Origin of the sequence: Candidatus Mycalebacterium zealandia (genome assembly GCA_014075295.1) — a bacterium.
Taxonomy (GTDB): domain Bacteria; phylum Desulfobacterota_D; class UBA1144; order Nemesobacterales; family Mycalebacteriaceae; genus Mycalebacterium; species Mycalebacterium zealandia.
This window is the reverse complement of record CP046180.1, coordinates 1,100,822-1,120,988: the sequence shown is the minus strand read 5'-3', so window position 1 is coordinate 1,120,988 and position 20,167 is coordinate 1,100,822. Positions and strand designations below refer to the sequence as shown.

Below are 20,167 nucleotides of genomic sequence, written 5' to 3'. Positions count from 1 at the left end.
ACTTGCGGGGTATATGAGAGGAGTGCAATTTGTTAAAAGGAATGCTTAATGATAAACAGAATACCGTGTTTAAATGGTTGATGAAAAAAGAACTTTCTATATTTGCCGAATTGTACAAAGGAGCAGTTTTCCTTCTCAAAAACAAAACCAGTGGATATGTAAGTTTTGTCTCCCATGCTGGAAGAGAATTGATGAATGGTCTTCCTTCCGAATTGGGAGGGATTCAAAGAAGTCAAGTTCAGTACAGTCAACTATCCGATAAAATATTGGAAAAATGGGAATCTCATTTTAAACCTCTAGAATTGCCCCTCAAGGACAAAGAACACTCTGTACCCTATGAGGTTCTCTTGCCGATTAAGAAATTACTTAAACAACACCATGCTGGGAGACTGAGAGCAGAAAATAAATCAGACTTGTTCTTTTCTGAACTTCTTGATTACTCTTTCAAAGATGAAATTCCCGAGAATTTTTTGAGACCTTGGCGGGAAGCAAAGAAATTTTTTAACTCTAACGTACACGCCCACAAAGGCAGACTGAACCCAGACAGTAGTGATTATGTTGAGAATCACTTTAGACAATTAGATGATTTGTTGTATGTAGTTGCTAGCAGGGAATCTGAGAGGTTTGGAGAGATAGATGAAATCTTACGAAAAACCAACGGATGAAATGGTTAAGAAAGCTCTGGCTTTTGTTAAAAAGGAGAATGATCGTCAGTATTTCTTTACTAGATTACAAAATCCTTTGTGGGTAAAACCTTTAAAAGAGCGCGGATATTTTGCTTCTCCTCCACCAATACGGAAATTGTCAGATCATAGTGTTCAATTGCCTTGGTGGCCAGAATTGCGTTATCTCAAGAATGTGGCAAAAAATGAACCGGAAGATGTAGTCGAAATTTTATTAAAAATTCCTCAGACTAATAACACGAGAATCTGTGAAGATATTATTGATATTGCACTAGAACTCAGTGGAGAACATTCGGCAAAACTTGAATCAAAGATTCTCGAATATTTTGATACTGATTATTATATTGCGTATTCGAATGAAAGATGCTCAAACTTATTAATGCATTGGACACAGGAGAATCAGATTAAAGTTGCATTGAATTTTACTAAGGAACTCATCAAATTTTCTCCAGATAGTGACAATGAAAGAAGGCGCAAAAAGAATCCAGGCTACGATGGAATTTTAGAGCCTCGTACTATGTTTAGTGATTTTGAATACCGACAGATACTTGAGAAAGGAGTTTCTTTTCTGACAGACAAGGAGCCTTTTCAAGTTGCTAATCTTTTGATTGATGAAGTAGACAGAATGATTGAGATGAGGGAGATTTATGAAAGAAAATCTTATGACAAGTCGAGGATTTGGTGTGCAACATTGAGAAAAGAAAAAGGTTTCTACAATGAACCTAAGAGAGATCTTGTTCACGCAATGACCTATGCATGTGAAAAAACCTATGAACAAATGCCAGATTCGGTAGCAGAATTAGATGGAAAATTACGAGAAAAACACTGGAGGATTTTTCAACGAGTTCGTCAGCATTTGTACTCATTCAATGTAAACGAACAAACTAAGCCTTGGATTCTTGATTTTGTTCTTTCACATCAAGACTATGGTGTCCATTCTTATAGTTCTGAGTTTCAAAAAATGATTCGTTGTGCATGCGAGCATTTTGGATATGGGTTTTTGCCGGAAGAAAAAAGAGCAGAAATTTTTGAAAGGATAATAAATGGTCCATCAAAAAAAGAATTTCGTGATTCCATGGGTGACAATTGCTCAGAAGAAAAGTTTATTAAACAACAAAAACATTTGCACAAGTGTCAACTCACCCCATTTAAAAATGTGCTGTACGGGAAATATCTAACTTATTTTCAGAGTCTCACAAGTTCAAAAGAAACTCTTCTTGCCGACAAAGATTATGTTTCAGGGAGAGTTGTAGTAGGAGCAATAAAAGACCGGAGCCCCAAATCCAGAGATGAACTTGCGAAGTTATCGGATGAAGAAATCTTAAATTTTGTAAATGAATGGGAAGACACCCATAGAGATACTGATGATTGGTTTGTTGAGATTAACATTAGATCTCTTGCAAGTGAATTTCAAATGCTTTTAGAGGAAGAAATTATTCAGGACAATTCAAGATTTCGATTCTGGATAAATCACCGCGAACAAATTCGTCGCCCGATTTATGTTCGTTCGTTTATTCAAGCTTTTCAAGAGAGAATCAAATCTGGCAACCTTGAAAAAATAGACCAGTGTTTTGATTTGTGTGAATGGGTGTTGTCACATGAAAGTCAATCGGGAGAATTTGAGAATGAAAAATCATTCGATACACCTGACTGGTCAAGTTCACGTTTTGCTGTAGGTGACCTGATAAGTGAATGTTTGAAGGAGAACGTAAAAACACCACTTTCTAAACGTGAAAGACTTGCTAAGTTGCTGGAATTGCTTTGCACTCAATACGATTGGAGGCTGGATGAACAGCGTCCGGTTTTGATTGATGGAGATAGTAGTCTCGATGAAGCAATTAACAATACTCGTTGCAGAGCATTGGAAACCTTGGTGAGTTTTGGTTGGTGGATTAGGAAGCATTCAGGCGAAAATTCTAATGTGCAAGAAGTTACACAAATTCTTGAAACCCGAAGAATGTGTGCCCATCCGTTAACACTTCCTGAGTATGCAATTTTAGGATCTTGCTATCAAAATATTTATTTGTTAGATAAACAATGGGCTTCTGATAACAAATCTTTTTTCTTTCCTCAAGGCAATCTTTGTGAATTTATTGAATCTTTTGGAAATTTTCTCGACAATAATCCCTGGGTACCCATTGTTGATGTTGTTCGTAATGAACTTGAATTTACCCTTGAAAATTTGGATGAAATCAAAAAACAAGAGAGCAAAATATCTAGAATGTTGGTAAATGGGCTAGGTTGCTATTTGTTCGATTGTTATCTACTTGAAGAGTGTTCAATTGGTAGTCAGGAGAGTTTGCTCAACAAGTATTATCAAAAAACTGAAAAAAAGTATTGGGCGAAGCTATTTTATCATACAGGCAAGCATACTGGGGAAAAACTTGATGAAAAACTCAAAAAAAGAGTAGTTGAGTTTTTCGATTGGCGTTTGACCTTTAAGGATCAGGATGAATTACATGAGTTCGCTTTCTGGATGAAGGCTGAGTGTTTAGATGTTGAATGGAGACTGAAATCTTTGTTGAGTATTCTCAACATCGTTAAGGATTTCGAAGATATTGAATTTTCTATTTTGACAGAATCTTTGTGTGAAATGTTAGAAAGTAACCCATCTCTTGTTGTTGAGTGTTTTGCCGGATTGACAGGTGCTATAGATAAAACTACCTATGTTCGGGTTGATCAAGCCAGAATAATTCTAAATGCAGGGCTTAAAGATGAGAATCCTGAAGTGAGAAACAACGCCGAACAAGCACGGGAAAATCTTCTTCGACGAGGACATTTTGATTTTTTGAATATGGAGGACTAATGCTGTTTTAATTGCACATAAGTGCCTTCAGGGTCTTGTATTTGTCAGAAACCCGACAAGCGGGCTCTGCGCAAGAAAGTTGCCAGTTACTGAAATAAAGAGTTTAAGAAGAATGTCAATAGAATGTGGGTATGAAAGTTATGAACAAGTTCTTGGCTTTTTTATCAAATGTCGCCTAAATCTCCATAATCTCTTTTTCTTTCTTTTCCACAAGCGAGTTTATTTTGGAGATAAACTCATCGGTTGATTTTTGAATGTCGGACAGTGCTTTTTTACTTTCGTCTTCGCTCATTCCCTCTTTTTCCATCGCTTTTACCTTTGTGTTCAAATCCTTTCTTGTCTGCCGTATGGAAACGCGGTGGTCTTCGGCTATTCTGCTTGCGATTTTTACAAGTTCGGTGCGCCGCTCTTCGCTGAGTGGCGGAATTGAAATTCGTATCATTTTTCCGTCCCGTGCGGGCGTGAGACCGAGGTCTGATTGATTAACCGCTTTTTCAATATCGCCTATGACGGTTTCGTCCCACGGCTGAATCATCACCGTTTGCGGGTCGGGCGAGGTTATTCCCGCGACCTGATTAAGCGGCATTTTCGCGCCGTGATAATTAACCTCCAGCCCTTCAAGCAAACCCGTTGACGCTTTTCCCGTGCGAAGTTTTGACAACTCGCCTTCCAGCGCGGAAATGGTTTTGCCCATTTTTTCCGCAGTTTGATTTCTTATTTCTTCGCTCATTTTCCGCTCCATACCTTCGTGCCGATTTTTTCGCCGCACACAACTTTTTTCATATTCCCCGCCTTGAACAGATCGAAAACTATAATGGGAATTCCGCTCTCCATGCACAGTGAAATAGCCGTTGTGTCCATAACGTCCAGTTCCTTCTGGATGGCTTCCATATAGGTGAGTTCGGTGAATTTTTTGGTGTCTTTGTGTTTTTTCGGGTCTTTGTTGTAAATGCCGTCAACTTTTGTTCCTTTCAGAACGCAATCCGCGCCGATTTGCAGAGCGCGCAAACTTGCCGCCGTGTCGGTTGTGAAAAACGGGCTGCCCGTTCCGGCGGCGAAAATCACAATCCTGCCTTTTTCAATGTGCCTCAGCGCACGCCGCTTTATAAACGGCTCGGCGACCTGTTTGATTTCAAGCCCGCTTTGAACCCGCGTGTCAACGCCGTGTTTTTCCAGATAGTCCTGAAGAGCGATGGCGTTTATAACGGTCGCGAGCATTCCCATGTAGTCCGCCGTTGACCTGTCCATTCCGCTGGCACTGTCCGAACTGCCTCTGAAAAAGTTTCCGCCGCCGATTACAAGCGCGATGTCAACGCCGAGACGGGTCAAATCTTTGAGCTCTTTTGACACCTTGTCCAGCATCTTGGTGTCTATGCCGAACTCATCTTTGCCTTGAAGGGCTTCGCCGCCTATTTTCAGAAGGATTCTTTTGTAGAGAGGTTTTTTCCGGTTGGACGGCATGGCATCAGGTTTTAAGACTCTCCGAGTTGGAATCTCGTGAATCTTCTGACTATTATGTTCTCGCCCGTTTTGGATATCGCGGACGAAACAAGGTCCGAGATTTTTGTTTTCGGCTCCCTTATGTAGTCCTGCTCAAGAAGGCAGACTTCTTTGCAGAATTTCTCAATTCCGCCTTGCACTATTTTTTCCAGAATTTTGTCCGGTTTGCCTTCCTCTTTGGCGCGGGCTGTGATGATTTCTTTCTCTTTTTTAAGAATCTCCTCAGGGATTTCGTCCCTTGAAGTGTAAAGCGGGCCCGTTGCCGCGATTTGCATCGTTATCTCTTTTGAAAGGTTTGAAAACTCCTCGTTTCTGGCGACAAAATCGGTTTCGCAGTTGAGTTCAAGCATAACCCCGATTTTTCCGCCCGGGTGGATGTATGAGGTTACGAGGCCTTCGGGCGTGTTTCTGCCGATTTTCTTTGAAGCGCGAGACGCGCCTTTAATTTTGAGAAGGTCAATCGCCTTATCCATGTCGCCGCCGGCTTCTTCCAGAGCGTTTTTGCAGTCAAGAAAAGAGGCTCCCGTGAGGTCTCTGGCTTCTCTGACCATGCTTGAGGTAACTTCCGCCATCACTACTTTTTCCCGTCCGGTTTCGAACCCGGCTGTTCTTTGGGAGTTTTCCGCGTATCCTCAACTTTGTTTTCCTGTTTGGGCGGTCGGTTTTCGTTAACTACGGAGATTTCAGCGGGATTTTCTTCATCCTCTCCGAATTTCTTGAACACGTAAACCTTCTTCTCAACTATGGGGCCTTCCATTTCCTTTTTCTGTTCCCTGAGCTGTTCTTCGGGAATGTCTTTTACGGTTTCGGCGTAGATTTGGGCGCCCTCAACACACGCATCGGCGATTTTTGAAGCGAACAGTTTAATTGCCCTCATCGCGTCATCGTTGGTCGGAATTACATAGTCAATTCCCGTCGGGTCGCAATTTGTGTCAACCAGACCGACAATCGGAATGCCGAGTTTTTTCGCCTCTTTGAAAGCGTTTTGTTCCTTGTTGGTGTCAACAATGAAAACCGCATCCGGCAGTCGTTTCATTGAGGCAATTCCGCCGATTATGCTTGAAAGTTTCGCTTCCTCTTTTCTCAGTTTGACGGCTTCCTTGTTCGGAAGAAGGTCCATTTTGTTTTCTTCCTCCAGTTTTCTGAGCATTTCCATATATTGAAGCCGTGAACGGATTGTGCTGAAGTTCGTAAGTGCTCCTCCGAGCCACCGCACATTCACAAAAGGCATTGAGCACCTTTGGCTTTCTTCCTTGATTATGCCGCGCGCCTGCTGTTTTGTTCCCACAAACAGAACGATTCCGCCTTTTGAAGTGAGTTCAAATACGAACTGATAAGCGACTCTGAAAAGATCAACGGTTTTTTGCAGATTGATTATGTGAACGCCGTTGCGAACATCGAAAATGTGGTTTTTCATCTTCGGATTCCAGTAACTTTTCTGGTGTCCGAAATGGGCTCCGGCTTCAAGAAGTTGCTTCATATTCAACTCCCCATTGCCGCCCATAGGTGTCTCTTGAGTCTCTTCGCTCATTTGTTTCTCCCTTTTTCACGCCACTCGCGCGAAACGCAAGCCATTTTTCTACACAAACGCGGGCTTTTTATCAAGTGTGATAGGTTATATTTCACCGAAATGGCAACAACGGCTTCCCACCTTTTTATCGTCAATCCCGTCGCCGGCAAGGGCGATATGCCCGTTTCCCCCGATGAAATAACGGCTTTGTGCCGCTTAAAGGGCGCGCGGTGCGAAATCCGTTTCACGGGTGCGCCCGGAGACGCCGCACGGCTGGCTTCGGACGGAGTGAAAGAGGGTTTTTCCCGCATCGTCTCGGTTGGCGGAGACGGAACTTCAAGCGAAATCGCGGGCGCTCTCGCGGGAACTCCGGTTCTGTTCGGAGTTGTTGCGGCGGGAAGCGGAAATGATTTTCCTTCCGCGTGCGGTTTGCCATACGGCGCAGACGCGCTTGAAGCGGTTTTTTCAGATTCCTCACGCAAGGTGGACATGGGCGTTCTTGACGGCAAAGGATTTATAAACGGGCTTGGAATCGGAATGGACGGTGCGATAGCCGGGTGTTTTCCAAAATACAGATTTTTAGGCGGCTTTGCGGGCTATCTCGCCGCCGCGGTCAGGCAGGCTTTTGAGTTTGAGGGTTTTTCCGCACGTCTTGAGTTGCCGGAGTCAGAGGAGGAGGGCGGCTGTTTGCTTCTGGGCGTTTCAAACGGCCCCACTCAGGGCGGATTCAGTCTTTCGCCCTCGGCTCGCGCCGATGACGGACTGCTTGATTTTCACTTTGTGAGGGATATGTTCGCGCTCAGGAGAATCGCCGCTTTGGGTCTGGTCGTCGCCGGAAGAGCCGGCGAGCGGTGGATAGGGCGGTTTCAAGCGCAAAGCGGGGTGATAAAGACCTCAAAAGACCTTCCCGCCCATATGGACGGCGAGCCGTTTGTTCTGCCCGCGGGCGGGCACGAAATCCGGGTTAACAAAGGCGCGCTGAATCTGCTTTGCGGCGCACAACGGGGTTCTTGAAAGGTCTGCCGTGCGAATGTAGTCTGCGTTAACATGCTTAAAGCGTTTTTCTCAATGTTTCTTGCCTCCGTTGCCACTTTTGTGTTCGGCTCCATAGGGCTGGTTGTTTCGCTTTTTTCTCAGGATCTTGTGATACGGTTTGCCGTCCGCCCGTGGGGCAAAGCGGTGCTTGCAAGTTGTTTCATACGGTTGCGTGTCAAAGGGGTTGAAAATATTCCGCCCGAACCGTCAATTATAATGTACAATCATCAAAGTGCGTTTGACATTCCCGCCCTTACCGCTTCACTTCCCGTGGATTACAGAATGATCATGAAAAATGAGGTTCTTATGATTCCTTTTGTCGGATGGCTTTCAAAAGCCGCAGGTCACTATTCTGTCGCCAGAGACGGAGGAGGAGGAGACACAAAGCAACTGAAAGTTATGTCGCGCGGAATCAGTGAGAAAAAACAGACGCTTGTGTTCGCTCCCGAAGGCACGCGCAGTGCGACCGGGAGGCTTCTTGATTTCAAAAAAGGCGGTTTTCTAATTGCGTCAGTTTCGAACGCGCCGGTTGTTCCGATGATTATCTGGGGCGGAAAAGACATCAAAAAGAAAAGCGGCTGGGTGTTCAAACCCGGCGGCAGTATGTCCGTGGAGTTTCTGCCGCCTCTGCGTCCCGACAAATCGCTTGCGGGCAGAAAAAGGATTGAAAAACTTGAGCGCGAGGTCAGAGACGCGATGCTTGCGAAGGTAGAAGAGCGTTTCAGAGACGAAGAGGCGTCCGCCGTTCAATAAAAAAGGAAGGTGAAATGAGCTGTAAGATAGCCGACATAGATCTTGAAACCATAGTTTCCCTCACGGGAATGCCGAAGTTGCGCAACTCCGCCAACCCCATGGATCCGCGCGAGATGGCGGGCAGTGTGAGGGTGGCGTTCCGCCCCGTTCCCGGCGGGTATCCGGAGGAACTTCTAAAGTCATTTTCGGACAAACTCAGAAAAAGTCTTGAGCGGCTCGGCGTAACGGTTGTGCCGTGGCGCGAGGCGACGGTTCAGGACAACGCGTTCGGCATTTTTTCGCGCATTTTCAAAATCCGGCGGGTCAAAAGAGACATAAACGCCGTTGTGGACGTGAAAAGAAATCCGTCAATTCTGCGCAAGGCGGCAAGCTTCCTTGCCGAAACCATTTACGGGTTTGTCCGCAAGCCCGGCAGGTCTGTTATGGAAATCCTCAAAATAAGCGGTTGGGCGGACGACTTCACGCAGAAATACATTCAAGACCCGTTCAGCACGCAGGTCATAACAATTGTGCCGCTTGAGAGCGAGTTTGAAGACCCGCAAACCACATACAACATCAAAATAGAAATAGGGCTGAGCCATCTTATCGGCACAATGTCGGAGATTGTAATAGGTGTTTCGGACGATAATTTCGCCATAATCAACATGAACCTGTCCGATTCGGTTTACGCCCACGGGCAGCTTGACGGTTTTGTGCTGAATTCGCTTGTTCCGAAGATTTACGCTCCGATAAAACCGCCTATTTTGAGCAGGTTCAACATAGAGGAATACAATCCGGCGGAAAACAAAAACACCGAGGCGCTCGCGAATCTTGGCAAAACGGTAAGGCCCACGGGGCTTTTTCCCGCAGGATACAAATTCAGCGAACGCATCAGGCGCGTTTCGCATCGCGACGTGCTCAGCAACATACTTGACGGCAGAACGGGAGTTTCCTACGGCTTCATAGCCATTGTTGAGCCGCCCGTATATACGGGAGCCAAAGAGGTTTCGGGCGAAGAGTGGAACGGCTTCACCCCGGTTTCGGGGCTTTCCGATGTGCGCGAAGCGCAGTCCGGCAGATGGTATGCGAAAATCAGCGTCGCGGGCTCTGAAAAATTCAGACAGATTCCCGACATTTGGACGGTAACCTCGCGTTCGGGATGCGACAAAACAAACCTTGACCCCATGACCGACATTGTGCGCATAGGGATTATCAACGGCAAACTTCACTTGCAGACTCCAGCCGGAATGGATTTGTCCCGCCGTGACATCAGGCCGTCTTTTGACACTTTTGTGATTCTCGCTCAGGCGTTTTCGTTCGCGATGTATATGCCCGAAATGGTTGAAAAAGACGGTATGTCCGTACTGCACTTTCACGGCTATCCGTCTCCTCAGTGGTTTGAGAGCGGCGAGTTCTGCGAAGGCGCGGAAAATCCGTCATTGCCGTGCGGAACGGTTGAGGCGGCGCTTTTGAACTACGCGGCGGTCTATAAAGTGGCGGACACTCCGTCCGCCGGGCGCGACATGCGGCTGCTGTGTCTTGTTGAGAGCGACCACGGGGTGAACATAGTCGGCACGGACAAAAAATACCTTGTTGACCGCCTGTCAAACGGCGCGGCGAGCGGAAGCATTATGCTCGGCGGCAAGTTCCTTCCGATGCTCAAACAAGATGCGCTCTCAGACAGAGCCACGGTCTGAAATACGGTATAATTCCCCGTTAACGGAGGGCTGGCAGAACGGCTAATGCACCGGTCTTGAAAACCGGCGTCCTCACGGACTTGGGGGTTCGAATCCCTCGCCCTCCGCGGAAGTTTTATGCCCGAAGAGTGCGAGCACGGCTGTTGCCACAATCCCGAATCTTTTGACTGGTTTTTCTGGGCGTCTTTGTCCGTTGTGGTTTTGCTTTACTGCGCGGATTTTATTCCCGCACGCAGCGCGTTGTTTGGGGATTTAACCTTTGCCGTGCGTGAAATAACCAACACGGTTCTGCCGGGAATCGCTCTCGGCGTTATTTCAATCGCTTTTATCTCACTTGTTCCGCGCGAGGCGGTTGCGTCCGTTCTCGGCGGCGGACACAGCGCGGGAGGCATAGCGCGCGCCGTTTTCGCGGGCGTGTTTTTTGATGTTTGCAATCACGGAGTAGTTTTGCTCGGAGTGAAGTTGTATGAGCGCGGCGCGAGCATGGGGCAGGTTGCCGCCTTTCTGCTCGCGAGCCCGTGGAATTCGCTTTCGCTCACTTTTGTTCTTATCGCGCTTGCGGGCGTGTGGTGGACGCTTGTGTTTATCGCTCTGTCGGTGGTTGTGGCGTTTATCACGGGGCTTGTTTTCATACGGCTTGAAAAAAACGCCGTTGTGCCGCCCAATCCGAACGCGGTTCAGCCGGCGGAAGGGGGTTTGGGCGCGGTTTTTGAGTCTCTTCGCGCCGTGCGCCTGAACCGGAACACGGCGGCGTTTCTCACAGCTTCCGCGTTCCGGGATTCAAAACCCGTTTTGCGCTGGCTTCTTTTCGGTGTGATTCTTGCCGCTTTAATCAGGACTTTCGGGTCGCACATCGGATATGAAGATCTTTTCGGTCCAACGCTCGCGGGGCTTGGCTTAACCGTTATTGCCGCGACCGTGATTGAGGTTTGCTCGGAGGGCTCAACACCGATTGCGGCTGATTTGCTCAACCGCGCCGGTGCGCCGGGAAACGCGTTTACGTTCCTTATGGCGGGCGCGGCGACCGATTACACCGAAATTATGGCGGTTAAAGAGACCACGCGCTCATGGAAACTGTCGCTCTTTATTCCGCTTATTGCGGTTCCGCAGATTGTTTTGCTGTCCGCAATCCTGAACGGTTGGTTTGCGGGGTAGTGGGAATTATTCACAAAACAGACGGCAGTATTTTTGACGAAAAAGCGGATGCGCTGGTAAATCCCGTTAACTGCGTTGGCGCGATGGGCGCGGGGCTCGCGCTTCAATTCAAAAAGCGTTTTGCGGAAAATTTTGATGCTTATGCCGCCGCATGCGAACAGGGAAGGGTGAAAACGGGCGAAATGTTTGTTTTTGAAACCGGCTCGCTTTTTCCGAAATTCATAATCAACTTTCCGACCGAAAACCATTACCGCGATAAAAGCAGAATTGAATACATTGAAAGCGGACTTTCCGCGCTTACCCGCGAGATTGAAACCCGCGCAATTAAATCAATCGCAATTCCGGCGCTGGGTTGCGGCTTGGGCGGTCTTGATTGGAAAGAAGTAAAACCGCTTATAATAAATGCGTTTGAAAATATAAATGGGGTTGAGGTGGTGGTTTTTGAGCCGAGGTGAGGGGTTATGAGTAAAACATTTACAAAGCAAATAGGTGAAATGTCAGAATTGATACTGGAAGAATTAGGTCCAGTATCAGAGTCTGCGAATCAGGAATTGCAAGTTCTCAACAATCGAAGTCTTGCAGAGGACATTTCAGGGCAAGAAGATCATCTTGTTTTAGCAAGAGCACAAATTCGTAATCAGTGGATACCACAACTTGAGGTAGCAGTTAAAGAGCCTTTTGTCTGTTTTGTACGAGCAGAGTGTGAAAATGAAGAGGGGAAAAGCGGAGCTCGAATTTATTTAGTGCATAGACACGGAAAAATGCTTTCCAATTACAGTTCCAAATCACAAAACACTTTTCTATGTGCTTATTTGGCACCTGCCGGAAGGATAGCAGCGATTCCTTTTGGTGATTATATTGATCTTCCGAACAATGACGAAGTTTGTGCTGTTGAGAGAAACCTCTTTGTTCCTGTGAATACATCTTCTGGTTGGGACGCAATAGACAATAAAATTGAGACGGGAAATGACAGAGGGACAGTTCAATCTCTGAAAAAGTTTTTTCTTGATGCAGAACTTGAGCAGGTAACAATAGACAGAGAGAAAAAAACTGTTCAGTCATTCGAATTAAGAGATCAACCGATTCTTGATTCAAAGCAAGATGATATTTTTCGCACACCTCTAAATTCAAGGATTTTTGTTACTGGAGCTCCGGGAACTGGAAAAACCACTCTGCTAATTAAGAGGCTCGCACAGAAAACAAGCGTTGACAATCTTTCTGAAGATGAATCCGTTCTGGTTCGGCCTAAAGACAAAGAACTATTTCATGCTCGAAACTGGACACTTTATGTCCCGTCTCAAGGACTTCGTGATTATTTGAAGAATGCTATGTCGCAAGAAAGTATTTCTGCTGATGTTGAAACAATTAAATTATGGAGTGAGGAAAGCATAAAGATTGCCAAACGCCACTATTTAGGTACTGGAGAGGGGTTTTCCCTGAAAAAAGACAGAAACATCCTGTCCGTATCTTCAAGTTCCGGACTCGCTAAAGTAGCCACAGATTTTTATTCATACGTTGGGCAGAGGTACAGTGTTAAAACAGATCTTAATAAATTGAGATACGCTTTCATTAAGAGAATTCCTGAGTATTACAGAATTTTCAGGGGTGGGAAGGGTGGAGAATTCTTCAATACAGAGATTGATTACAAACAATCTCTTGCCAACAAAGAAATTTCTCCTGATGAAGTTGACATCATTAACTTTACCGTTTTGAAATATGCAAGATTTCTGGAAAGCAAAAGACCTGAGAATTTTAAAAGTATTGATTGGTACGACACTATTAAAATAAACGAGAAAACACAAATTGCAGTAGATGAATTTTCTGATTTTTCGGCAGTGCAGTTGGGATGTATTTTTTATCTTGCTCATCCACGCTTTAGATCATTTACGCTTGTGGGTGATTTAATGCAGCGAATAACGAGAAATGGAATTCAACAATTTTCCGAGTGTAATTTGTTTGCTTCCGATTTTCGGGTTCATCAGGTTGGTAGGCATTATCGCCAGAGTGAAAAACTTGCTCAGATGGTTGCCACCCTTTATAAACACAAAATTGGTGAAGACCCTCCGTTTCTCAGTATTGAGAACAAGGATGTCCATCCTGTTCCTCCGTTATTGTATTCTGCTCCTTCAAGTGAAGAAGGGGTTGCATGGATTGGCAAGCGAGTTCAAGAGATTTATAGGTATTGTGAAGAAAAACCTGCTATTGCAGTAGTTGTGCCAGAACAGAGTAATGTTCAGCCGATGACATCAATGCTTCAAAAGGTTTTGAAAGATGGTGTTGAGGTTTACGCTTCCGTAGATGGTAAAATCGAGTCTACAAAAGATGGGGTTTACGTTTTTCCTGTAGAACATATAAAAGGTTTTGAGTTTGAAGGCGTTTTTCTTGTGGGAATAGCACGTATGGCAAGTCTTTTCCCAGAGTTGATTGATAAATATTTGTATGTTGCCATTACTCGTGCTTCTCGTTTTCTTGGCGTGGTTTCTCGTGATGAAAATGAATTTCCTGAAAGTCTGAATTGTGTAAAAGATTTTTTTGTTGAGGGTGAAACTTGGGAATATGAATAGTATTTAGGTGGTAGCTTTTGAGCCGAAGCGAGAATGGGTGTTATTTTTTCCAGATATTATTTTTTCGCAAGTTGTTTCAATTTCTGAGACAATTCTTTCTATTTCAAGGTTGGTAGGATTGTTACTATCTCTATCATCCCAAAATATGTTTTCGTTCTCTCTTACGAATTTCCAATGCGTTTTGTCTTCCGGCTTTCGTTCCAAGCCCCACAAATCTTTAAGAATAATTGCAGAAGTTGTTATTTTATGGACAATACGCCTCAAATCCGCAAATGGCTTTGCTTTATTTTTTCCAATCTTAGCCATAAACCTATAGCGAAGAGAGTGAATCTTATTAAAAACTTCAATTTGTTCATCGTAGCGGTCAAACAAAACTTGTGCTTTTTGTCTTGCTTTGTATTGTTTTTCGTTCTCCTCTTTTTTTCGTTCTATATCCTTTATTTCATCTAAATAAACTGTAGGGTTTCGTATGCTTTGTAATACATCTACGACTTTGTAAAACAATTCTAAAGTTTCTTCAGCTATTTCTATTTGTCTTTTCTCTTTGTATTCATGCCTCCATGAATTTATTCCAATGAACGCAACAACAGCTAATGAAATTTGTGAAATTGCTAGGAGTGCCTCTAAACATATTTCTATCCAGTTCATAGTGTTTTACTGCAGAGCCCTGTTTGAAAAATCTACAGTCCATTTCTTCATTACAGTATTCTGGTATGTTGCCAACCCAATCATATCCCTTCAAACATCTTCATTAAACGCACGCCGGATTTTCGGGCGAAGTCCGCGATTTCGAGGGTTTTCTTCGGGGTCAGGTCTTTAACCATTATGCGGATTGTGCGTTTAATCGCCCTTGCGTGCGCGGGGTCTTCCTTGGCGTGAACAACCACAAACCGCTCCGGCATTCCCTTTGGAACAACCGCGTTCTGGAACAGAATTCCGCTCGCCCCTTCAAACAGATATGAATGCCCCACAATCGCGGGCGGAAATTCACGCGCTTTTTCAAGCAATTCCCTTTCCCAGTTTTTCGCAACCGGTATTTTCGCGTTTTTTTCACCCAAATCCCGCAAATCTTCCAATGCGAGTTCGGCGTGCCCCAATTCTCCCGCCGCGCATGAGCCGAGCCGCCCCGCGAGATAGGCGTTTCCCTTCTCGCCCGCGTAAATCGCGGCGGTGTTCACCGCTCTGTGGCTTATCTGCTCAACAAAACAGAAGGTTCGGAGCAGTTTTTTATACTGCTCTTTGCTCAAACTTCCCGAAACAAGCGCCTTAACCTCGGTAAGTTCCCGCGCTTTGGACAGAAAAGAGTCAATTTCGGTGTCAAGAAGCGTCTCTAACTTTTCCATATTCGCGTATCTCTGATACAATAGCCCTCTTGCAAGCGCCCGTAGCTCAACTGGACAGAGCGTCTGACTACGGATCAGGAGGTTGGGGGTTCGACTCCCTCCGGGCGCGTTGATTTTCTTATCTCGTCAAAACCCACGCGAGCGCAGAAATCTCCGAACGCTTCGCCATCTTTGCCGTTTTCCCTGTAAAAATCTATGAACTCCGCGATTTTTGGCGCGAGTTCGCTTTCGGAAACCATCTCCTCGTAAAGCGTGTTCATGCGCGTTCCCTCAAAATTGCCGCCGAGGTAGATGTTGTATTTCCCCGGAGACGCCCCAATAAGCCCGATTTCCGAAGTGGGCGGGCGCGAGCACGAATTCGGACAGCCGCTCATTCTGATTTTGATGTTCTCGTCGCCGTATCCCATTTTTTCAAGTTCGGAAATTAGGTCCGGCATATATCTTTCGGCTTCGGCAAGCGCGAGCCCGCAGGTGGGCAGAGCGGGGCATGCCATTGAGTTCAGGCGGATTTTTGAGTATTCGTCCTCCGTTTTGACGCCCGCCGATTCAAGCCGCGCTGAGATTTCGTCCTTTTTGTTTTTCGGAATGCCCGAAAGAATGATGTTTTGAAGAGCGGTCAGCCGGACGCCCGCTCCGTATTCCTTCACAATTTCCCTTATGCAGGTTTTTGTCCGATTTCCGGATGTGTCTTTAATTCTGCCGTTTTCAACAAATATGCCGACATACATTAATTCGGGGTCGCTTTGTGTGTGCCAGCCGAGGTGATTTTCGGGCTGGCGCAGAGTGAATTCGGTTACGGGCTCAAACTTGAAACCGACCCGTTTTTCAATCTCGGAGCGCACTTTGTCAATTCCCCATTCCTCAACAACGTATTTCATGCGTGCGTGTTTGCGATCTGTTCTGTCGCCGTTGTCTCTTTGAAACTCTAATATGGCTTTCAGCGTGTCGTGGACTTTGTCTTCGCTGACGAAACCGAGCGGGTCCGCGAGGCGCGGGAACGTGCGTTTCTGCCTGTGGTGGCTGCCAAGACCGCCGCCGACCAGAATATTAAAACCTTTCAGTTCGCCGTTGATAACGGGAACTACGCCTATGTCGTTCGTGTGAACGTCCACAGAGTTGTCGTGCTCTTCCGCTATGCCGATTTTGAATTTACGCGGCAGATACGCCTTTCCATACATCGGCTCAATTTCATTGCTTGGCGGCGGTTCGTCTTTTGTCATCATCTCGCCGTCCATCCAGACATCGTAGTAGGCGGTTGTTTTGAACGACAGGTTTTCGGAGATTTCGCGCGCAAGTTCCTGCGCGTTGAACGCGCCCGAACCGGTGATGTCCGAAACGGGACCCGCCATCGTGTTTCTGTTCACGTCTCCGCACGCGCCGTTTGTGGGCACAAAATTTTCATTCAGGTACCGCATCGCGTTTTTCAGGTTGTCCTTTCCGATTCCGTGAAACTGAATGGTCTGGCGCGTTGTGATTCTCAAAGTGCCGTTTGCGTATTTTTCCCCCGCTTCGCAAAGCGCCTCCCACTGTTGCGGTGAAAGTTCACCGCCGCCGGGGTTTTTTGTGCGCACCATGAACATATATTTGCGCTCTTTGCCCTCTTTTTTCAGTTGCTGGCGCACATCCCGGTCGTCCTGCTGGTAAATTCCGTGAAATTTCAGAAGTTGGTAGTCTTCTTCGGTAAAATGCGAGTCATCGCCTTTGAGCGTCTCGCTTATGTTTCCGCGCAGATAGTCGCTCTTTTCCTTGATTGCTTCTACTTTGGATTTTTTTTCTTCGGACACTCTTACGCTCCTCCGAGGCGACATTATAACTGAAAATCTGCGCGGGGATTTTGCGGTTTTGCGCCCGTCCGAGTAGCATAAACGCTCAAAATGGCGGACAAACACATACTTGTAACCGGCGACAGACCGACCGGGCGGCTCCATCTGGGGCATCTTGCCGGCTCACTTGAGAACCGCCTGAAGTTTCAGGACCAATACGCGTGTTTTTTTCTCGTTGCCGACCTGCACATGCTCACAACCCATTTTGACAAAACGGGCGAGGTGGAGAAAAGCACGCTTGAAATGGTAACGGACTGGCTTTCGGTGGGAATGAATCCCGAAAAATCGGTTTTCTACATTCAGTCGCAGATTTCCGCCATATCGCGCCTGAACGTGATTTTGTCCATGCTGTGTTCGGTTCCGCGTTGCGGCAGAATTCCCACGCTCAAAGAAAAGATTCAGGATTTGGGAGTCGGCGAGGCGTATTCGGTGGGGTTGCTCGGCTATCCGGTGCTTATGGCTTCGGACATACTGGTTTTCAAGGCGACAAAGGTGCCGGTCGGTGAAGACCAGCTCAGCCACATTGAACTCACGCGCGAACTCGCCCGCAGGTTCAATTCGCTTTACGGCGAAATGTTTGAGGAGCCGGAGCCGGTAATCAGCAGGGTCTCACGCCTTGTCGGGCTGGACGGCGACCGCAAGATGAGCAAAAGTCTCAACAACTGTATTTATCTGTCCGACACGGAAAAAGAGGTGAACAAAAAAGTGGGCGGAATGTTTACCGACCCCAAGCGCGTAAGGGCGGATATTCCCGGCACGGTTGAGGGGAATCCGGTTTTTGAATATCACGACGCCTTTAATCCCGATGTTGAGGAAATTGAAGACTTGAAAGACCGTTACCGCAAGGGCGCGGTGGGCGATGTTGAGGTAAAACAGAAACTTGCCAAAGCGATAAACGCGGTTCTGGAGCCGTTTCGGGAGAAAAGGGCGGAATTTGAAAAACGCCCCGATGATGTGCGCGATATTTTGAGGCATGGAACGGCGAAAGCGAATGAAAGCGCTAATGAACATATTGAGGAGATAATTAAAAAAACGGGTTTGTTTAATCCGTAAAAAGGGGGAAATAAATATGCCAAAAGTTTTTGAACTCGGGACGCTTCCCGAAATCGGCGAAATGCCGGAGATGATGAAGGCGTGGCTGATACGCAAAGAGCGGCACGGTGAGCCGATGAAATCTTTTCAGGAGGAGGAAGTGCCCGTTCCTCAACCGGGACCGGATGAGGTTCTTGTGCTTGTTATGGCGGCGGGCGTTAATTTCAACGGAGTTTGGGCGGGGCTCGGCGAGCCGATTTCCGTGCTTGATATTCACAAGCAGGATTTTCATATCGCGGGTAGCGACGCGGCGGGAATTGTCTGGGCTGTCGGTTCAAATGTGAAAAGTTGGAAAATCGGCGATGAGGTCATTATCCACTGCAACGTTGAGGGCCCCGACCACGGCAAACTCACAAAAAGCAACGCTGATTTTATTACTTACGACCCGATGGTGAACGCGGGCGACCAGATTTGGGGCTACGAGACGCCCAACGGCTCTTTCGCGCAGTTCACCTGCGTGCAGGCTCAGCAGGTTCTTTCAAAACCGGCTCATCTGGCATGGGAGGCGGCGGCGTCTTACGGGCTGTGTTATTTCACGGCTTACAGGATGCTTGTTTCACAATGCAAAATTGAGCCCGGCGAACTCGCTCTTATCTGGGGCGGCGCGGGCGGACTCGGCGTTTTTGCCATACAGATTTGCAAAATGATGGGCGCGGACTGCATCGCGATTGTTTCTTCGGAAGAAAAGGCGAAGATGTGCATGGAACTCGGCGCGAAGGGAACAATAAACCGGCGGGATTTTCCGGATTTGATGTATTCAAAGGACGAAACGCCGGAGCGCAAAAAAGCGCGGCTGGAAGACACAAAGAAATTCGGCAAGGCGATTTGGGAAATTATGGGCGAGAGGAAAAACCCCAACGTTGTTTTTGAGCATCCGGGCGAGGGGACTTTTCCGACAAGCGTTTTTGTGTGCAACCGCTTCGGGCGGATTGTGATTTGCGCCGGCACAACGGGTTATGAATGCATGTTTGATGTGCGCTATCTGTGGATGCACCAGAAAAAAATTCTCGGCTCGCATTTCGCGAACGCTCTTGAATGCATTCGGGCGAACGCGCTTGTTCACAAGGGAATTATCAACCCCGTGATGTCGGAGATTTTTGAATACAAGGACATTCCGCTTGCGCACCAGAATATGTATGAAAACAAACATTCGGGGAAAATGGCGGTTCTTGTTCAGGCGCCGAAAACGGGTTTGAAGAATCAGGAGGAGACGAGAAAGGGGTGAAAAAGTTCTGATAAAATTTCTACCCAATCAGAACATCTTTGAGCAGTTCAAACGGAAACGAGTTTTTTAGTGGCTATTGAAACCTAAACATGCCATAACTATGATTTTCGTGCTTGTTTGTCGGAGGCAATCAGATTTATGCAACAAATAATGTTTAATGCTTTAATCTGGCAGGAAGGCGATGTTTCCAGTTACGGAGACAATGTTGAGATGCAATTGACAGTTTGAAAGAAGCGGTTGGACTGCAACTTTCAAGGTCAACAGCGGAACATTTAGAGATAGATTTTTCCCGGATTTTCTTTCACTCAATATAGACAACCACTACTAAATATAGTAGCGTCTCTCAATGGGACGAGAAAAGCGTGGCGGCTACATCATTGAATGGTGGGTGGGAGACCATCAGCCGAAGCATGTTCACATATACAAAGATGGCGAAGCCGTTGCCAAAGTCGCCGTTCCGGGAATGGAGATTTTGAGCGGAAACATGAACGGAAGGCTAAGAAAAATTCTTCTCGATCTTATTAAGGAGGGCAGGATATGAGTGTTCCTAAAATCAAATCAGCAACTTTTTCCAATAGGAAAAAAGAGATTAATGTCATCTATGCGACTGGCAAAGAGGCGACAGTCCATTACGGTTCTCTTGGCATAAGCAAGGGCATTCAAGAGGTATGGGTTGATAAGGAGACGGGAAACAGGTCTTTGGGAATGCGTTTTGAAGATGGCACGGCGGACTATATGCCGTCCGACCAACCGCTTTTTTTGATAAAAGACCCCGAATATATGCTTCAGGATCATATTGAACACATCATTGCCCGCATCAACAAGGAACTTTCCCGCAAGAAAGTGTCAAAAAAACATCTGGCTCGCTGTCTGAAAACTTCAGACAATCAGATTCAGCGGTTGCTCAATCCGGCGTTGGTGAATAAAAATCTGAGCCAAATCTACAAGGTGGCTTCTCTTCTAAATCTGCGGTTTGAAATGAGCGTAACTTCTGAAAGATAA

The 20,167-nt window shown here is 46.4% G+C and carries 19 protein-coding genes and 2 tRNA genes; 14 read left to right on the top strand and 7 right to left on the bottom strand.

Annotated features, from left to right (window positions below; genetic code table 11):
- Window positions 1–29: 29 nt before the first annotated feature.
- Together GKS04_05750 and GKS04_05745 are read left to right on the top strand one after the other, a co-directional pair.
- Window positions 30–665 (top strand): hypothetical protein, encoded by a 636-nt coding sequence (locus GKS04_05750; protein QMU56619.1) that lies wholly within the window; start codon window positions 30–32, stop codon window positions 663–665.
- Complete coding sequence (locus tag GKS04_05745; GenBank protein ID QMU56618.1) at window positions 637–3,489, top strand: hypothetical protein; 2,853 nt, start codon at window positions 637–639, stop codon at window positions 3,487–3,489. The genes GKS04_05750 and GKS04_05745 overlap by 29 nt, the downstream gene beginning before the upstream one ends.
- 175 nt (window positions 3,490–3,664) lie before the next feature.
- On the opposite strand, the gene GKS04_05740 is transcribed toward GKS04_05745, so the two are convergent.
- Genes GKS04_05740 through rpsB form a run of 4 tightly spaced genes read right to left on the bottom strand, consistent with a single transcriptional unit; the run spans window position 3,665 to window position 6,493 of the window.
- Complete coding sequence (locus GKS04_05740) at window positions 3,665–4,219, bottom strand: ribosome recycling factor (protein QMU56617.1); 555 nt, start codon at window positions 4,217–4,219, stop codon at window positions 3,665–3,667.
- The gene (locus tag GKS04_05735) at window positions 4,216–4,950 is read right to left on the bottom strand and encodes a UMP kinase (protein QMU56616.1); all 735 of its coding nucleotides are present in this window, start codon (window positions 4,948–4,950) and stop codon (window positions 4,216–4,218) included. The genes GKS04_05740 and GKS04_05735 overlap by 4 nt, the downstream gene beginning before the upstream one ends.
- A gap of 11 nt (window positions 4,951–4,961) precedes the next feature.
- Window positions 4,962–5,561 (bottom strand): translation elongation factor Ts, encoded by a 600-nt coding sequence (gene tsf / locus GKS04_05730; GenBank protein ID QMU56615.1) that lies wholly within the window; start codon window positions 5,559–5,561, stop codon window positions 4,962–4,964.
- 2 nt (window positions 5,562–5,563) lie between these two features.
- A complete protein-coding gene (rpsB, locus tag GKS04_05725) occupies window positions 5,564–6,493 on the bottom strand; it encodes a 30S ribosomal protein S2 (GenBank protein ID QMU56614.1) in 930 nt (309 codons plus the stop codon).
- Here rpsB and GKS04_05720 point away from each other — a divergent pair.
- The 7 genes from GKS04_05720 (at window position 6,440) to GKS04_05690 (ending at window position 13,682) form a co-directional block, all read left to right on the top strand.
- The gene (locus GKS04_05720) at window positions 6,440–7,513 is read left to right on the top strand and encodes a hypothetical protein (protein QMU56613.1); all 1,074 of its coding nucleotides are present in this window, start codon (window positions 6,440–6,442) and stop codon (window positions 7,511–7,513) included. The two genes, rpsB and GKS04_05720, sit on opposite strands and share 54 nt — an antisense overlap.
- Window positions 7,514–7,546: 33 nt before the next feature.
- On the top strand, window positions 7,547–8,287 hold the full coding sequence (locus tag GKS04_05715) for a hypothetical protein (GenBank protein QMU56612.1): 741 nt from the start codon (window positions 7,547–7,549) through the stop codon (window positions 8,285–8,287).
- Between the two features lie 14 nt (window positions 8,288–8,301).
- Window positions 8,302–9,963, top strand: a complete 1,662-nt coding sequence (locus GKS04_05710; protein QMU56611.1) for a non-ribosomal peptide synthase — start codon at window positions 8,302–8,304, stop codon at window positions 9,961–9,963.
- A gap of 24 nt (window positions 9,964–9,987) precedes the next feature.
- Window positions 9,988–10,070, top strand: a tRNA-Ser gene (locus GKS04_05705).
- A 10-nt stretch (window positions 10,071–10,080) separates the two neighbouring features.
- The gene (locus GKS04_05700; GenBank protein ID QMU56610.1) at window positions 10,081–11,118 is read left to right on the top strand and encodes an ATPase; all 1,038 of its coding nucleotides are present in this window, start codon (window positions 10,081–10,083) and stop codon (window positions 11,116–11,118) included.
- Window positions 11,031–11,573, top strand: coding sequence for a hypothetical protein (locus tag GKS04_05695; protein ID QMU56609.1), 543 nt, complete (start codon window positions 11,031–11,033; stop codon window positions 11,571–11,573). Before GKS04_05700 ends, GKS04_05695 begins: the two co-directional genes overlap by 88 nt.
- Before the next feature lie 6 nt (window positions 11,574–11,579).
- A complete protein-coding gene (locus GKS04_05690) occupies window positions 11,580–13,682 on the top strand; it encodes an AAA family ATPase (GenBank protein ID QMU56608.1) in 2,103 nt (700 codons plus the stop codon).
- Between the two features lie 3 nt (window positions 13,683–13,685).
- On the opposite strand, the gene GKS04_05685 is transcribed toward GKS04_05690, so the two are convergent.
- Together GKS04_05685 and GKS04_05680 are read right to left on the bottom strand one after the other, a co-directional pair.
- Window positions 13,686–14,330, bottom strand: coding sequence for a hypothetical protein (locus GKS04_05685; protein ID QMU56607.1), 645 nt, complete (start codon window positions 14,328–14,330; stop codon window positions 13,686–13,688).
- Between the two features lie 80 nt (window positions 14,331–14,410).
- A complete protein-coding gene (locus GKS04_05680; protein QMU56606.1) occupies window positions 14,411–15,025 on the bottom strand; it encodes a hypothetical protein in 615 nt (204 codons plus the stop codon).
- A 35-nt stretch (window positions 15,026–15,060) separates the two neighbouring features.
- Between GKS04_05680 and GKS04_05675 the strand changes: the two genes are divergently transcribed.
- Window positions 15,061–15,134: transfer RNA gene (locus tag GKS04_05675), tRNA-Arg, on the top strand.
- Here GKS04_05675 and GKS04_05670 read toward each other — a convergent pair.
- The gene (locus tag GKS04_05670) at window positions 15,100–16,962 is read right to left on the bottom strand and encodes an NADPH-dependent assimilatory sulfite reductase hemoprotein subunit (protein ID QMU56605.1); all 1,863 of its coding nucleotides are present in this window, start codon (window positions 16,960–16,962) and stop codon (window positions 15,100–15,102) included. The genes GKS04_05675 and GKS04_05670 overlap by 35 nt on opposite strands.
- On the opposite strand from GKS04_05670, the gene trpS reads away from it, so the two are divergent.
- From trpS to GKS04_05650, 4 genes are all read left to right on the top strand, one after another.
- Window positions 16,900–17,901 carry a tryptophan--tRNA ligase gene (trpS, locus tag GKS04_05665; GenBank protein QMU56604.1) on the top strand — a complete coding sequence of 334 codons (1,002 nt, stop codon included), beginning with the start codon at window positions 16,900–16,902 and terminating at the stop codon, window positions 17,899–17,901. The two genes, GKS04_05670 and trpS, sit on opposite strands and share 63 nt — an antisense overlap.
- Before the next feature lie 16 nt (window positions 17,902–17,917).
- Entirely contained in the window at window positions 17,918–19,165 is a 1,248-nt protein-coding gene (ccrA, locus tag GKS04_05660) for a crotonyl-CoA carboxylase/reductase (GenBank protein ID QMU56603.1), read from the top strand.
- A gap of 346 nt (window positions 19,166–19,511) precedes the next feature.
- Window positions 19,512–19,706, top strand: a complete 195-nt coding sequence (locus GKS04_05655; protein QMU56602.1) for a DUF4160 domain-containing protein — start codon at window positions 19,512–19,514, stop codon at window positions 19,704–19,706.
- Window positions 19,703–20,167 (top strand): hypothetical protein, encoded by a 465-nt coding sequence (locus tag GKS04_05650; GenBank protein ID QMU56601.1) that lies wholly within the window; start codon window positions 19,703–19,705, stop codon window positions 20,165–20,167. Before GKS04_05655 ends, GKS04_05650 begins: the two co-directional genes overlap by 4 nt.